The 14,021-nt window shown below is 66.1% G+C and carries 12 protein-coding genes and 1 pseudogene; 4 read left to right on the top strand and 9 right to left on the bottom strand.

The features are described from left to right. Positions 1 to 21: 21 nt before the first annotated feature. The 3 genes from AC3IYJ_RS38795 to AC3IYJ_RS38785 are packed head-to-tail and all read right to left on the bottom strand — an operon-like array spanning position 22 to position 1,266. Complete coding sequence (locus AC3IYJ_RS38795; RefSeq protein ID WP_489399194.1) at positions 22 to 744, bottom strand: cytochrome P450; 723 nt, start codon at positions 742 to 744, stop codon at positions 22 to 24. A gap of 54 nt (positions 745 to 798) precedes the next feature. Beyond that, positions 799 to 1,116: a hypothetical protein gene (locus AC3IYJ_RS38790; protein ID WP_489399193.1), complete on the bottom strand. Its 318-nt coding sequence runs from the start codon at positions 1,114 to 1,116 to the stop codon at positions 799 to 801. Positions 1,117 to 1,134: 18 nt separating this feature from the next. Further along, entirely contained in the window at positions 1,135 to 1,266 is a 132-nt protein-coding gene (locus AC3IYJ_RS38785) for a hypothetical protein (RefSeq protein ID WP_489399192.1), read from the bottom strand. A 175-nt stretch (positions 1,267 to 1,441) separates the two neighbouring features. Here AC3IYJ_RS38785 and AC3IYJ_RS38780 point away from each other — a divergent pair, with 175 nt between their 5' ends. After that, the gene (locus tag AC3IYJ_RS38780; RefSeq protein ID WP_489399191.1) at positions 1,442 to 1,723 is read left to right on the top strand and encodes a hypothetical protein; all 282 of its coding nucleotides are present in this window, start codon (positions 1,442 to 1,444) and stop codon (positions 1,721 to 1,723) included. Positions 1,724 to 1,924: 201 nt separating this feature from the next. Here the strand turns inward: AC3IYJ_RS38780 and AC3IYJ_RS38775 are convergent, their stop codons facing one another. Together AC3IYJ_RS38775 and AC3IYJ_RS38770 are read right to left on the bottom strand one after the other, a co-directional pair. Then, complete coding sequence (locus AC3IYJ_RS38775; protein ID WP_489399190.1) at positions 1,925 to 5,554, bottom strand: tetratricopeptide repeat protein; 3,630 nt, start codon at positions 5,552 to 5,554, stop codon at positions 1,925 to 1,927. Positions 5,555 to 5,600: 46 nt separating this feature from the next. After that, a complete protein-coding gene (locus AC3IYJ_RS38770) occupies positions 5,601 to 5,921 on the bottom strand; it encodes a trypco2 family protein (RefSeq protein WP_489399189.1) in 321 nt (106 codons plus the stop codon). 281 nt (positions 5,922 to 6,202) lie between these two features. Between AC3IYJ_RS38770 and AC3IYJ_RS38765 the strand changes: the two genes are divergently transcribed. After that, a complete protein-coding gene (locus AC3IYJ_RS38765; protein ID WP_489399188.1) occupies positions 6,203 to 6,406 on the top strand; it encodes a helix-turn-helix domain-containing protein in 204 nt (67 codons plus the stop codon). A 274-nt stretch (positions 6,407 to 6,680) separates the two neighbouring features. On the opposite strand, the pseudogene ltrA reads toward AC3IYJ_RS38765, so the two are convergent. After that, a pseudogene (gene ltrA, locus AC3IYJ_RS38760) lies at positions 6,681 to 8,312 on the bottom strand (group II intron reverse transcriptase/maturase); the annotation flags it as partial. A 37-nt stretch (positions 8,313 to 8,349) separates the two neighbouring features. Next, a complete protein-coding gene (locus tag AC3IYJ_RS38755) occupies positions 8,350 to 9,168 on the bottom strand; it encodes a ParB/RepB/Spo0J family partition protein (protein WP_489399187.1) in 819 nt (272 codons plus the stop codon). 423 nt (positions 9,169 to 9,591) lie between these two features. Between AC3IYJ_RS38755 and AC3IYJ_RS38750 the strand changes: the two genes are divergently transcribed. Both AC3IYJ_RS38750 and AC3IYJ_RS38745 read left to right on the top strand, forming a co-directional pair. Next, the gene (locus AC3IYJ_RS38750; protein ID WP_489399186.1) at positions 9,592 to 10,944 is read left to right on the top strand and encodes a putative Ig domain-containing protein; all 1,353 of its coding nucleotides are present in this window, start codon (positions 9,592 to 9,594) and stop codon (positions 10,942 to 10,944) included. Positions 10,945 to 11,136: 192 nt separating this feature from the next. Beyond that, positions 11,137 to 12,408, top strand: a complete 1,272-nt coding sequence (locus AC3IYJ_RS38745; protein ID WP_489399185.1) for a hypothetical protein — start codon at positions 11,137 to 11,139, stop codon at positions 12,406 to 12,408. A 21-nt stretch (positions 12,409 to 12,429) separates the two neighbouring features. Here AC3IYJ_RS38745 and AC3IYJ_RS38740 read toward each other — a convergent pair whose 3' ends face one another. Together AC3IYJ_RS38740 and AC3IYJ_RS38735 are read right to left on the bottom strand one after the other, a co-directional pair. Continuing rightward, a complete protein-coding gene (locus tag AC3IYJ_RS38740) occupies positions 12,430 to 12,951 on the bottom strand; it encodes an IS630 family transposase (RefSeq protein ID WP_489403052.1) in 522 nt (173 codons plus the stop codon). Positions 12,952 to 13,287: 336 nt separating this feature from the next. Then, positions 13,288 to 13,431, bottom strand: coding sequence for a hypothetical protein (locus tag AC3IYJ_RS38735; protein WP_489403073.1), 144 nt, complete (start codon positions 13,429 to 13,431; stop codon positions 13,288 to 13,290). Positions 13,432 to 14,021 lie beyond the last annotated feature (590 nt).

The raw sequence follows: 14,021 nt of genomic DNA, 5'->3' as shown, positions 1-14,021 counted from the left end.
CGGTTGGAAAGGGCTCAGTTGTCAGGACCGCAGCCAACTGCTCGCCACGCCCAGTTGTGCTGCCACTGCCTGGCGGTGGCCTGGCGCGTACTCGGCGGCGGAGTCGCCGAGGCCGTCCACGCAAAGGCGTGCGGTGTAGCGGGCGGCCCAGCCGGCCATGCGGGGCGGCGGCTCCGAAGGGGCGGCGCGGACGCCGGGGTGGACGTCGAGGATGCCGGCGACCAGGCCTTCTACGATGGCGGGAATGAACGCGCCCACGAGGCAGGCGTGTTCTCCGTGTCCGAAGCTGGCCAGAGGCTGCCGTCGGCGGCGGAGATCGAAGGCGTCAGGCTGCTCGAACACCGTCTCGTCGCGGTTCGCGGAGCCGATCGCGGCCAGGACGTGTGCACCGGCGGGCAGGAGCGTGCCGCCCAGCTCCACCGGTCGGGTGGTCATGCGCTCGACGAGACCGAACGGTGGCATCCAGCGCAGGACTTCGTGTACGGCATCGCCGAGCAGCTCCCGGTGGTCCCGGACGAGTCCGCGCTGGTCCGGGTCGTTGAACAGCGCGACCAGGAGGCTGCCCGCCGCCCATCCCGGTTCGGGTAGGGACGGGAGGACCACGCGGATCATTGGGAGGACCTGCGCGGCGCCTCGCGGGCACGCGCCTCCGGGGGTGACGTGCCGCCACCACGCGACCGCCGAGGCCGGGTCCGGGCCGAGGCCCTCGAACCAGGGGGTGAGCGCGGCGTCGAGCTCGTTCATGGCGGCGGCCGACACCGCGAGCTTGGCGGGGTCCCCCGGATTGAGGATGCCCAGCTACAGGTCCTGTGCCATGCGCAGCAGGGTCGTGCTGTCGACCTCCAGGCTCAGCATCCACCGGAACACCTCTGCCGCGACGGGTTGCAGGACCTCGTCCATGAGGTCCGCCTGCCCGCGCATGCCGGAGACCCGCTCGATGACCAGCTTCCTTGCGTACTCTCTGGCCAGACCGGCCCGTTCGGGCTCGAAGACCTCCTCGACGCTGGCACGCATCCCTCTGTGGATGTCGCCGCTACTCGACAGGATGTTCTCCGGTCCGAAGATCTCCGACATGGCGGACGGAAAGCTGGTGGTGAAGGTCTGACTGTGGCTCATGACCTGAAGCGCGTCCTGTCAGCGCGTGACGAGCCAGCAGCCGAGTGCGGGGATCTCCGCCACCGGGTGCTCACTTCGAAGCCGCTGATAGATCGGATAGGGATCCGCGTGGAGCGCCTCCGGCTTGATCGTGTTCAGGAACGAGGTCATGCGTCCTCCCGAATTGCTTCGCAGGTGGTCTTCGTCGATTTCCGGGGACCCGGAGGGGGGAACCGCCGTTGAATCGGCAGCCACCGAGCTCTTCGCATACTGGGCCGCCACGGGTCCGCCGAGCCGGATGGAACGACGAATCCGCATGACGACTCACCAGCGATCTTGAAGCCGGATGCCCCTGCCTATTCGGTCAGGAATTCTTGCGGCCGGAGCGGAGTTCGTCCTCGAAGCCCTCCAGTACGACTTCAAGGAATACTCCGAACGCAACGTCTGCGCGGCCAACCCCCTGATACTCCCCGGCCGCACCGCCTGCATCGCGGTAGCCGTGCCGGCCGCAGACCAGCGCCGCCGCCTCACCCGGGCCGCCACCACCATCAAGGACCACTCCACCACGATGGCCCTGTCCCTCATCCTCGCCCTCAACACCACCACCCACCGCGCATACGCGGCGTAATCCGGCCGGCGTGCCTGGACAGGTACGTCGGCATCCAGCAAAGCCCTGTCACCCCACGGCGTCGACTGCGGATCCCTCCGTCCTGAAAGGGCTGGGCCTGGAGCCGCTCGCGCAGGTTGAGCTCCGCGGCGGCGAGCGGGTCCTCGGTCCAGCGGATACGAACAGCAGCTTCCGGGGCTCTCGCAGCACTCTCACGGATGGTCAATTGTGTGAACCCGGTGGGAGTGGATTTGCGCGGAGCCAGCGGCGGACCGTCTCCGCGTCCTGCGATTGCCCGAGGTCGTCGAGCAGCAGGACTTGTAGTCCCAGTACGGTGTGGAGTCTCAGAAGCAGGGCAGGCATCGTGGCGATGTGAGCGCGGCAGAGGTCCACTGCCTCCCCAGTGATCACCAGCGCTTCGTGGTGATCGCCTTTGACTGCCAGGTGCAGGGCGAAGTCGGACAGTGAGAGAGCGAGGCTGGGCGCGAAGGTTGCGGGTGATACGGCGGCCAGCCGTCGGTGGATTTTGACTGCCTCCTCCGCTGCCGCAAGTCCCTCCGCCCGGCGCGTTGCCTTCGACAGGCGGATGCCGAGACTGTGGAGTGAGGAGGCGAGCCTGGGTTCGAAGGCGTCCGGATTGTCGTGGGCGAGTCTGCGCCAGATTTCCACCGCCTCCTGCGCAATCGTCAGGGCCTCTCCCCCGCGTCCCGCCTCCGACAGCCCTACGTCGAGATTGTGCAGGGAGACAGCGAGGTCGGGAGCGAAAGTCTCGGGTGATGCGGCGGCCAGCCGCCGGTGGATCTTCACCGCCTCCTCCGCTGCCGCAAGTCCCTCCGCCCGGCGCCCCAGTTCCGACAGATGGCTGCCGAGGTTTTGCAGTGCGGAGGCCAGGCTGGGTTCGAAGGCGTCCGGATCGTCGGCAGCCAGCCGGCGCCAGATCCCCACCGCCTCCTGCACGGCGGCTACGGCATCCACCCGGTTGCCTACCTCCGAGAGCCGGATGCTGAGGCTGTTCAGTGAGGAGGCGAGGTTGGGTTCGTAGAGGTCCGGATCGCGGGCGGCCAGTCGGCGCCAGCTCTCCGCCGCCGTCTCGGCAGCGCTCAAGGCCGAGATCCGCAGTCCCTTCTCCGAGAGCCGGATGCTGAGGGTTCGCAGTGCGGAGGCGAGGCCGGGTTCGAAGGCGTCCGGATCGCGGACAGCCAGTCGGCGCCAGATCCCAACCGCTTCCTGCGCAGCGGCCAAGTCCTGTGTTCGTTCTCCCATTTCCGATAGACAGCTGCTGAGGTTTTGCAGCGAGGAGGCGAGGCTGGGTTCGAAGGCGTCCGGACCGTCGGCAGCCAGTCGGCGCCAGATCCCCACCGCCTCCTGCACGGCGGCCAGGGCTTCCACCGGGCTCCCCAGGCCGGAGAGATGACTGCCGAGGTTGTGCAGTGAGGAGGCGAGGGTGGGCTCGAAGGCGTCCGGATCGTCGGCAGCCAGCCGGCGTTGGATCTCCAGCGCCTCCTGCGTGGCCGCCAGAGCTTCCGTCCCGCGCCCCACGCCTGAGAGATGGCTGCCGAGGTTCTGCAGTGAGGAGGCGAGGCTGGGTTCGAAGGCGTCCGGATCGTCGGCGGCCAGCCGGCGTTGGATCTCCAGCGCCTCCTGCGTAGCCGCTACAGCTTCCATTCCGCGTCCCGCCCTCGACAGATGACTGCCGAGGTTGTGCAGTGAGGAGGCGAGGTCGGGTTCGAAAGCTGTCGGGTCGGCGATGGCGCCCTTGCGGTCGGCGTGGGCCAACGCGGCAGAGAGTTTCACGGCGAGGTGGGCCGTAATGCTGGAGGAGTGCGGAAGTGCGGCTGTCGCAGCCTGGAGAGCTGGGCGGGTGACGGGGGTGGTGTCCAGGGCAGTGTCGAGAATGCGGAGGACGCGGGCGCTGTCAATGGTGCGTCCCGTGTTGTAGTGGGCGACGGCGGCGCGGGCCAGGACCGTGACGGTCTGGGCCTGTTGCCTCGGGGAGCCCGCGGCGAGCAGCGCGGGCAGCGCGATGTCTTCGTCTTCGAGTGCACGGGAGGCGTGGTACTCGGCGATGCGGTCCGGTTGCAGGGAGCCCCAGTAGCGGTCGCCTTCGGCCGGGTAGAGCGAGGCCAGCCAGGATGCGGCCGTTGCCGTCTGGTGGCCGGGCAGGCCGGGCAGTGCGGTGATCACGCGCAGGGCCTCGTCCCGGGTTCCGGCCCCGCACAGGGCGGCCACCGCGACGGCAGCACCCAGAACGGGGGCGGGCAGGTCGAGCCTGTGGGCGGGCGACTTCGCGCTGTCCTTCCAGAAGCGGTCCTCGTGTTTGAGGAGGGTGCGCTCCGGCGGGGTGTCGGGGGTCGCATCGACGGGTCGGGGTCCGTGCTGCAGGAGAGCGATCAGAGCGGCCATCTGCAGGGTGAGCACGTTGTCGTATCGGGGGTGGCCCAGGCCGTCGGGCGGATGGAGTTCGGCGACGAGGGACGGCCAGTCGTACGGGGGAAGGGCGGGGATCAGCGGGAGCAGGCGGGCAAGGTCGTGGGCAGCCCGCTGGAAGGCGCTCTGGCGGTCCCCGGCAGGCCGCCCCCTGGGCAGCAGCGGGGCAAGTGGAATGACCCGTGCCTCCTCGAGGAGGTCCCGTACGACGGGGAGGGCCTGGAGCGTGCCGGTGCGCCATTGCCCGTCGGACCGGGCGAGCAGCAGCAGCCGCACCCGGTGGCGTGAGCGGTGCAGGTGGGTAAGGAGGCGGCGGAGCAGGCGGGGGCGGGTCTCGGCGTAATCGATGACCAGGAGTAGGGGCAGGGCGGTGGTGAGGGTGGTGAAGTCGGGCGGTGTGCCGTCCAGGGCGGGGTCGTCGGTGAGGTCAGAGCTCAGGTGTCCGGTGACCCAGCCTTCCCAGCCGAGGGTGTCCGTCAGGCATCGGGCGAGGCGGGTCTTGCCCTGTCCACCGGGCCCGGTCATGACCCGTACCGAGATGGCGGGCGGGCCGTTCTCACACCAGGCACGCAGGTCGGCGAGTTCGCGGTCGCGGTCATGGAAGGCGACGGCTTTGGCGTCGGCGCGCAGGAGGGCGGCCGGGGAGCGGAGGTTGCGGTCGACGGCAGCGGGGGTGAGCAAGGCAGCGGGTTCGACCGGTTCCAAGATGGGTTCCCAGCCGGTGTGCTCGGTGATGAGGGCGCGGAAGCCGTCGTCGGCGAGGAGGTGAGCGGCGGTGGTCGCGGTCAGACGGGTGCCGGCTTCGGCCTGGCGGTCGCGGCGCACGACGCCGCACAGCAAGTCGCCGCCGAAGCCCTCGTCGGCCAAGACGGCGGCACCCGACATACCGGACCAGCGGCTTCCGCCGCCGGCGGAGGCTGTCCTGGCCTCGGAAAGGGTGGATTCGATGCTGGAGATCTCGTAGCGTCCTGCCAGGGAACCGGTGCCCGGGGCGATGCGGCCAATGAGCTGCTCGTCCAGGCGCCGGCCGTCCTCGGCGTCCTTCTGCATGCGGGGGAAACCTGTGGCGGTGACCCGATAGGGGCGGGTGCCGATGATCAGGCCGTACCGCTGGGGCGGCCGGGTGCGCAGATCACCAAGGGACTGCGGTACCTGCCAGCCTTGGCAGTCCCGGATTTCGAGGAGTGCGGCGTCCACGGTGCCGTCCCTGCGCTGCCAGCTCACGGTCGCGGGGAACTCCCGCTCGCTGATGTCGGGCAGGCTCACTGTCACTGGATTTCCGGCGGCCGCGTCGAGGTGGTCCAGGACGTGCGCGGCAGTCAGCACCAGACGCGGCGCGACCATGTACCCGGACCCGAACCCCTTTTTCCGTTCGCCCTTCACCAGCCTGTCCACCCGAATCTGCACCCGGCGGTCGAACTCCACTGGCCACCACTCCCCCTGGCTGTCCTCCGGCATGTGCCGGAAGGCCCTACTCCTCGTCGCTGATGTCCACGTCATCGCCGCCCGGCAGGTGCGGGGTCAGCTTGACCGTCAGTTTGTGGGTGTCTTTCGAACCGTTCTCCTTCTTCCCGCCGAGGCTGATCACGCTCCACCGCAACCCGCCGCTGACCCCGTTGTTGCGGGTCAGCTCCAGCCCGAGTTCCACCGTGATCTCGCCCAGAGTGAACAGCACGCCCCTGTCGCCGTCGTCCGCGAGTCGGTCCTGGGCCTCGGCGATCTGATCCCGCAACAGCGTGACCGCGTCCGCCAGGTCCATCCACTGCCCATCTGCACCGTGCACGCCAGACATCGTTGCTCCCCCTTGACCCCGTCCAGACACTTCCTGCCCAGCTCCATCGGTTCCTCTCCCGCGAACCGACCGGCCAAACCGCACCAGCACAGCCCCACTGACACATGAACCGTCGTCGAAGGCGGCCCTCGTCAGCTTGAACTGGCACCCGACCCAGGACACGGCCCCGTTGGCGTAGTCGGAGGCCGACCGCGGGCCGATCCCGCTGATCCGCGGCCACCCGCCGACCCCATGCGCGATGATCGAGGCCCAGGCAGGCGCGGCAGAAGGAGACGTACCCCGTGGACAAGGGCAAGCGGATCACCGGTGAGGCCCGCGGCAAGGTCGCCGCCCGGCTGAAGACCGCCTATGAGAGCGGAGAATCCATCCGCAGCCTCGCCGAGGCCAACGGACGCAGCTACGGCTTCGTCCACCGCATCCTTACCGAAACCGGCGTCACCCTGCGCGGACGCGGCGGAGCCCTGCGGGGCAAGCCCGGCGCCTGATCGAGATCGGAGCGTCCACGGCGGTAATCCGGGAGCTGCCCGGCACCTGCGAGGCCCGCCCGGCCAAGCCAAAACTCACGGCCCCGCTCCATGTCGGTTTCAAGAGACCTCCGTCACCGCAGCAGACCCCCCTCCCCAGCCTCCCACCGGCGAGGACCTCCTGTGGTCGGGTAGCCGGAGACCATTGCTGATCTCCGGCCCCCTCAGAACCGGACGTGCACCTTTCAGCGCATCCGGCTCAAGCAAGCCACGAGGGCTTCGCAGGTAAGCAGGGTTACGTGATCCGTTTGCCGTCGCCAGCATGGTGCTGGCGGTGGCATTCGGAGTGCACGAGGCGAAGGTTGGTCCGCTCGTCCGTGCCGCCGTCTCGCCGGTAGGTGAAGTGATGCTTGTGGAGCATCTTCTTCGAAGCCGCGAACCAGTTGATCCACTCGCGTGGGCTGTCCGGTTCGTACTCGGCTCCGACGATCAGCGCCTGCTTGCAGAGAGGACAGAGCCCCTGCTGCCGGACCGCCAGGACAAGACTCGTCTTGTCCATCGGCGGCGGCGCTTTCCTGCGGCGGCGGTCCCGCCAGTACTCGGTCAGTGCGGGGTCATCCGGAGACGCTCCGCCCTTGACGAGCTGGTGGCGGACGATGCCGGTCCAGGCGAATTTGATGAGGAAGGCCCCGCTGTCGCGGTCGCCGAACACCCACCGATCACGCCGGGACGGATGGAACCTTCCGAAATACCGGTCCACGACCCAGCACCTCGACTTGTTGCGGTGACGACGTCTGGCCCATTTGAAGGTCAGCCGCCACATGTAGTGATCCAACGACGAGAACGTCGTCGAGGACGCCACCGCCCGGTAGTAGGCCGCCCAACCGCGAACGATCGGGATCAGCCTGCGCAACACGGCCTCGGCGTTCGCCCCATGCAGGGCTTTCACCTCGGTCCGCAGGCGCGCCCGGAGCCTCTTGCAGGCCGCCGTGCTCGGGGTGATGATCAGCTTCTTCCGTGCCTTCCGGCGGACGTTGAAGCCGAGGAAATCGAACCCCTCATCGAGGTGGACGACCTGGGTCTTCTCCTCGTTGAAGCGAAGCCCCCTCGGTTCCAGCCAGTCCTCCAGCCGGGCCCTGACCTGGTGCACCTGTTCCTCGTCGTGGCAGAGCACGACGAAGTCGTCGGCATACCTCACCAGCACCGGAGTGCCCGGCATGGCGCCGGGCTCGCGCCCGGCCCGCACCGTGTATCGGCACCCTGCGGCCTGTTCTAATCCGTGCAGAGCGACGTTCAGCAGCAGCGGGCTGATCACCCCGCCCTGAGGAGTTCCCTCCTCGGTCGGTGCGACCCGGCCGCGGTCGATGACGCCCGCCTTCAGCCAACCCGCGATCAGATCCCTGGCGGGGAACTGGCCGAGCATGGTCATGAGGTGGTCGTGGTCGATGCGGTCGAACGCCGCCGACAGGTCCGCGTCCAGGACCCACAAACGCTTCGGGTTCTTGCCCTTCACCGTCCAGAAGATCGCGGATATCGCGTCCTGACAGCTGCGGCCGGGCCGAAAGCCATAGGACCTCGGCTCGAACCGCGCTTCCCACTCGGGTTCCAGCGCGTTCTTCACGCGCGCCTGGAGGACCCGGTCACGGATGACCGGAATGCCGAGTGGCCGCTGTTTCCCGTTGCTCTTCGGGATGAACACTCGCTTGACCGGCCTGGCCTTCCAGGGCATCGACGACCGATGGATCTCGGCCGCCAGCGTGCCTCTCGCCTTCGGCGTGAGGGCCCGTTCCCCGTCAATGCCAGCGGACTCGCGACCACTGCTCTGTTGCGTCACCCGCTTCACACTGACCAGCGTGTTGCTGCGGCTGCGCAGCATGAGCTTCTGCAAGTTGCGGACCCTCTTGAGGTCCCCTTCCTGCGTCGCCTTGGGGAGCGGCCCGCCCGATCAACGCAGGCCCCGGCATCTACTGCTCTGCCTGTCCCTCAACCGGCACAGGCACGCGAGCAGCAATCAGCCAATCAATGACGGCCTCCCGCTGCGCTCCGTCCATCTTCTCGACAATCACCATGGCGACCCTCTCAGGGTCGCTCCAGTCCATTCGCCTGACCTTGGCAATGTGGATCCAGTCCGCGTCGCCCTGATCCGCAGCGGCTGCGGGCTCAGCATCGGCCCGCGGGTGCGGAACCTCCAGCGCAGCGCTGGTAGCGGCGGAACCCTCCGCCTGTCCGGTCGAAGTGACTTGGTTGGCGCGGCGGCCGGCTGAACTCTTCCGGCTGGCCTTACGTTCTTCGGCCTGTGCCCGCCGGTCACCTTGCTCCTGGTCCCACCAGGCGAGCTGCTTGGCCTCGTCCCATTTCTGGTCCCTGGTGAGCTTGCCGAGTCTGCGGGCGGGTTCCAGCGCCATGGTCCGGGTTCTCACGAGGGCCTGGACAGCCGGGGCGAGTTCCAGGAGGACCCTGCGCTGAGACACCCAGCCGTCAACCCGTTCGTAGTGCTGTGCGACCGCGCGGCCTGTTCCGAAAGCGGCCACGAGGGCCTCAACGGCCAGGGCCTCCTCGATGGGATCGAAGTTCTCACGGTCGAGGTTCTCGGAGACCACCGCGTCCATGAAGGACTGGCGGTCCCTGGCGACGTCGTCGTTGATGACACAGTCCAGAGCCGGCAGCCCCACAGCGGAGGCGGCCCGGAAGCGGCGCTCACCGCTGACAATGACGACATCGAGGGTCCCGGCATACGGTCCGTGCTCCGGCCACAGCTTCAGGTAGGCCTGACGCGTCACCACCGGCAGGGCCTGGATCTGCCGCCGTCTCAGGCTCTTGCCGAGCTCAATTGCCTCACGGTGACAGGGAGGGTAGGGGCGTGCAAAGCACGGTGTGACTCGGGAAGTGCTTCAAGCGCCCGGTAAGCAAACCTTCCCAAGCTGTCCCGTCCGCGTCAAAGTCAGGGTTTTAGGACAGCCGTCCGGTCTGTCCTGACTTTTCAGCGAACGCTTATGTGTGGCGGTGGAGGTGTACGGCGGCGATTCGCCAGTCCGGTTACCGGGACACACCAGGCCCATGCGACAACGTCGCATCAGCTGTCCCGTGATCTGCAACAGCAGGCATCGACGGCAACAGAAGGGATAGAAGCGGGGTGTTGTTGGGAGATTCGCGACGAGGAGCCTCGTCGATCATCTCCCGAAGTCCTGTAGTGCAAAGGAGCCATCGTGGTGAAGATTCGTCAACACGGGAACCAGTCAGGAAGATGCAGCATGAATGCTCGTTCACGATTTAGGCATCTGAAACAAGGCACACGGCTGGCCCTTGCTGTGGTGGTGCTCACCGGTAGCGCTGTGGTTGCCACGCAGCCGCTGACAGCATTTGCAGCAGCGTCCTGCGCGAGCGTGGCCGCCTGTTACGACAACGTCGGCATCAGCCCGGACAGCGACCCTTCAGTGGCCAACTTTGACGGCCACGGGAACAGCTTTCCCCAAGAGGCCTTGGCGGCCGCCGGCGCCACGCGCGGGGCGGCCATCGTCTCATCCGGAATGCGGTTCACCTTCCCGAACGTACCGGCGGGCGCCAGCGACAACACAGTGGCCCAGGGACAGACCATCACCCTGTCCGGGGCCGCCAGCGAGCTGGGGTTCCTGATGTCGGCCAGTAACGGGACGGCAACAGGAACGGGAACCATCGCCTACACCGACGGCTCCACTCAGAGCTACACGCTCAGCTCGCCCGACTGGTTGTCCAGCACCCCGCCGAGCGGCGGAGCCGTGGCTGTCACCGCCAACCGCCGGAACGGGCCGGAGACCTCCTACCCCGTCAGCATCTTTTCGCAGACTGTCTCCCTCACTCCAGGTAAGAGTCTGGCTTCCGTCACCCTGCCCCCGGGGGGGCCGCTGGAACCAAGCACTCCCGCCCTGCACATCTTCGACATCTCCAGCGTCACCAGCAGCAACGCCGTGACGGTCACTAATCCGGGTGACCAGACTTCTACGGCAGGTACGCCGGTCAGCCTGCAGATGCAGGCCTCGGACTCCGCCCCTGGGCAGACTCTCACCTACAGCGCCAGCGGCCTGCCGGCGGGCCTGTCCATCAACCCCGGCACCGGACTGATCTCCGGCACCCCCACAACCCTGACCACCTCCACCGTCACAGTCACCGCCACCGACACCGCAGGTGCCACCGGATCAGCCACCTTCTCCTGGACTGTCGCCGCACCTACATGCCGAGTTATCTACGGCCAGTATCAGTACTTCCCACCCCTGGCCGGTGCCCTGTTTTATAAGGCCAACATCTGGATCACCAATATCGGTAATTCGGCGGTCCCCGGTCACTGGAACCTGAAGTTCACCTTCAACGAAGAAAGGACCATCGTTCGCAGTTATCCGAATGGCTACGCCGTCTCCCCGAGGAAAGGCAGGGATGTGACTGTCACCGAAAGCAATGGCATCGGCATCAACCCTGGCAGCACTGTTAAATTCGCCATCTACACCTACGGGGCGGACACCAGCAGTTTCGCTCCCCCCAACACTTACACCCTCAACGGAACCACCTGCATCGACAACATCCCCTGAACCCAGATCCACCGGCTGATGCCTGTGGATAGTCCTTGTGGGTTGGCTGAGGGGCCAGAAAAATTACCGGATTGCGTGGTCTGAGTCCCGCCGCCGACCGTCACCCGCGTCCAACGCAGATACTCGACCGAGCCAGCCGGAAGCCCAGGACCAGTAGTCCAGTCATCTTACTAGCCAGCAAAGAGACACCACATGACACGAAAACTCATCACCCTCGTCATCGCCTTGGCCCTCACCCCGCTCCTCACGCTGCCCGTGTCCGCCTCAGCCGCGGGGCCCTCAGTGACCAATAACATCCCCGTCACCGTCACAAGCGTGCGCCCTGCTGCCCGCGTCCAATCTGAAAATTTTCCCCAGGAGGATGTCTCGTACGGGGCGACGCTCAATTTCCAGACGGACGGGACCGGGTCCTTCACCATCCAGAAGGACACCGAAAAGACACCGGAGACCGCCGGCCCTGAGACGAGTATCTGCACACGGCCCGTGTACTGCGCGACTCACGTAGTCCAGCCCGACCCGAAACATAAAGTGAAGGAGGCAAACTTCGTCTCATTCTTCCTCACGCCCGTCAAAACCACGACGGCACCCAATCAGTACAACATCCGCTCGGCCGTAAACATCGGTTCGTACGGAGGAGGCCGCGGCTACTGTCTGACCAACTACTACCTGAACGAAAACGAAGACAATGCAGATTCCCAGGAGCGTGTAGCCGGTCTCCTCATCTGCGGAGACAATAATTACCCCACCGAATCACAACGGTTCACGATCACCGCGAATAATCCAAAACAGCAGACAAAACTCAACCAGTACATGCTCCAAGCCGGACTCAACAGCTGTGGCGATGCGATGATGGCAACCTGCAGCTACAGCAACGTCAGGGCGGGGCACAAGAAATGGGGCTCACCCACCCTCGCAGCCGGCAGCCTGATCAAAAACACCACCAGCGGCCTGATCGAAAAGACCGTAGTGTGGACGAGTGAATCCACCGTAGAAACCCGCCACATCCACAGCGCCACTTCCGGATGGTCCATCGGCGGGCAAATCGGCGGGACCCTCGGCAAAGACGCAAGCTGGGCGAAGGCATCAGCGACCGTCACCGCCAGCATCTCGAACACCGTCACAGACGAAACCCAAACGGCCGTCACCACCGCCCAAAAATACACCTCCACCACCACAATGCACGTCCCGGCAGACCACCTAGAATGGATCGCCGTCCAACCTCGCGTGCTACCCGTTAAAACAGCCATCGACATCGCCTACTACCCAACCAAATACGAAGGCGGGCGGCAAACCGACAACCAATACCACGATGGCACGATGGCGGACTACTCTATCGGCACATACGCCGTGGACATCCCGGTTGCCCCCAAGAAAGGGGCGGAAAGCCTCTACTTCAAAGAAACAACCTGCGACAAAGACACAATGAAACAGCATAAAGTCTGCAAGGCAACATACACCCCCTAGTGTCTCGTGATCCTGTTTATGTCACTTCGAGTTGTTTGCAACGAGTTTCTTGATGTTGGTCTGGACGAGGCGGACCTTCGCGAGGACTTCGCTGGTGGTTGCGGTCCAGGTGAAGGGTTTCGCGTTCTCGTTCCAGGAGTTGGTGTAGTCGCGGATCTGCTTGATCAGGACGTTGACGCTGGAGAACGTGCCGCGGCGGATCGACTGCCGAGTCAGGATTCCGAACCAGATCTCGATCTGGTTCAGCCATGAGGAGCCGACGGGGGTGAAGTGGAAAAGGACGTGCGGGTTGTTCGCCGGCCACCTCTTCACCTCCGGCGTGGTGTGCGTGGAGAGGTTGTCCAGGACGACATGGATCTCCTTCCCGGCGTGCGGTTTGACGGCCTTCTTCAGGAATGCCAGGAAGCTCTCGCCGTTCCGGTTCGGCTTGCACTCGCCGAGCACTTCGCCGGTGGTGACGTTCAGGACCGCGAACAGGTTCGTGGTGCCGTGCCTGACGTAGTCGTGGGTGCGCTTCTCGCTCACCGCGAAGGCCACCGGCAGGACGGGCTGGGTCCGGTCCAGCGCCTGGGTCAGTAGCCGGGGAGGATTTCACTCCCCGGCTCTCTCAGAGCGAAGTAGGCCGCCGACGAGGTGCCCGTATCCTTTTCCGACGGCCCCTTCCCGAACGGTACGGGCCAGTTTCCCGGCATACCGCTCTCCAGTGATCATTCCCGGGTGGTGGCTGTGCCCCGTCCCGCGTGGATGTCCTGGTGGCGGCATGCGCGACCTGGTACGTCAGCGGCGGAATCTCGCCCATCGAACTCGGCCACAGGGACACCGCAGACCACCCCACCCCAAGGACGTGCACGTAGCGACACCGTCCCACGCCCAGAACGATCACCGCAGCCAGCCTTGTGAATTGGCCAGCAGGGTCGAACACGGGGAAAGCCCCATGTGCCGTTTGGCCAGGAGCTGGCCGTTGTCGTCGACGAGGGCGACGTCGTGGGTCTTCTCCGCCCAGTCGATTCCGCAGTAGATCAAGGTGTTCCCTCCCCAGAGGTGCGGGTATATGCGCTGGTCACGAGCGCATGCGGGCCACGCAGCTACCTGATTCCATGCCTCGGCCGCCAGGGCCGGGCCGCCACCTCACTAGCCGTTCGTGACACCAGCGCACGCCACGGGCCTCGGTCCATGCGGGAGCTCGGACGGCTCGGGCGTATCAAGAGGTCACCGCGGGGCGGGCTCGCACCACCAACACCAACGAGTGATCAAGGCACAGAGTGGTGACGGCCACGAGGACGCCGAACGTCGCCGCTCTATCGCTAGGCATCCGCTGCCCGGGGCATCAAAGGCATCCGCCCGACGCCCACGAGGCCACCACCACCCAGCGGCGACGTCGTCCTTACTGCCGGAGCTCGCAGCGAGGGGTATCAGGCATCACCCGACATAGAAGGGAGGTAACCCCGGCACGAGCCCTGGCAAATCTCTTCTGTACCGAAATTCGAGGGGGTCGATAGTTAACAACCCGAAAGCGAATAAAGCCTTTAATGATCTCTATCCGGGCGGGATTGAACCCTGAACGAGTACCCAACATGCGCCTTCCGTGCCCGCCGGGGCGGCGCTCACGGCTG

The sequence above is a fragment of the Streptomyces sp. GL_140 genome (assembly GCF_057834465.1).
This window is presented reverse-complemented; position numbering and strand designations above follow the sequence as displayed.

Coding starts and splice junctions, on each gene's coding strand:
- AC3IYJ_RS38795 (WP_489399194.1), bottom strand. CDS start 744: ATGAACGAGCTCGACGCCGCGCTCACCCCCTGGTTCGAGGGCCTCGGC.
- AC3IYJ_RS38790 (WP_489399193.1), bottom strand. CDS start 1,116: ATGAGCCACAGTCAGACCTTCACCACCAGCTTTCCGTCCGCCATGTCG.
- AC3IYJ_RS38785 (WP_489399192.1), bottom strand. CDS start 1,266: ATGACCTCGTTCCTGAACACGATCAAGCCGGAGGCGCTCCACGCGGAT.
- AC3IYJ_RS38780 (WP_489399191.1), top strand. CDS start 1,442: ATGCCCCTGCCTATTCGGTCAGGAATTCTTGCGGCCGGAGCGGAGTTC.
- AC3IYJ_RS38770 (WP_489399189.1), bottom strand. CDS start 5,921: ATGTCTGGCGTGCACGGTGCAGATGGGCAGTGGATGGACCTGGCGGAC.
- AC3IYJ_RS38745 (WP_489399185.1), top strand. CDS start 11,137: ATGACACGAAAACTCATCACCCTCGTCATCGCCTTGGCCCTCACCCCG.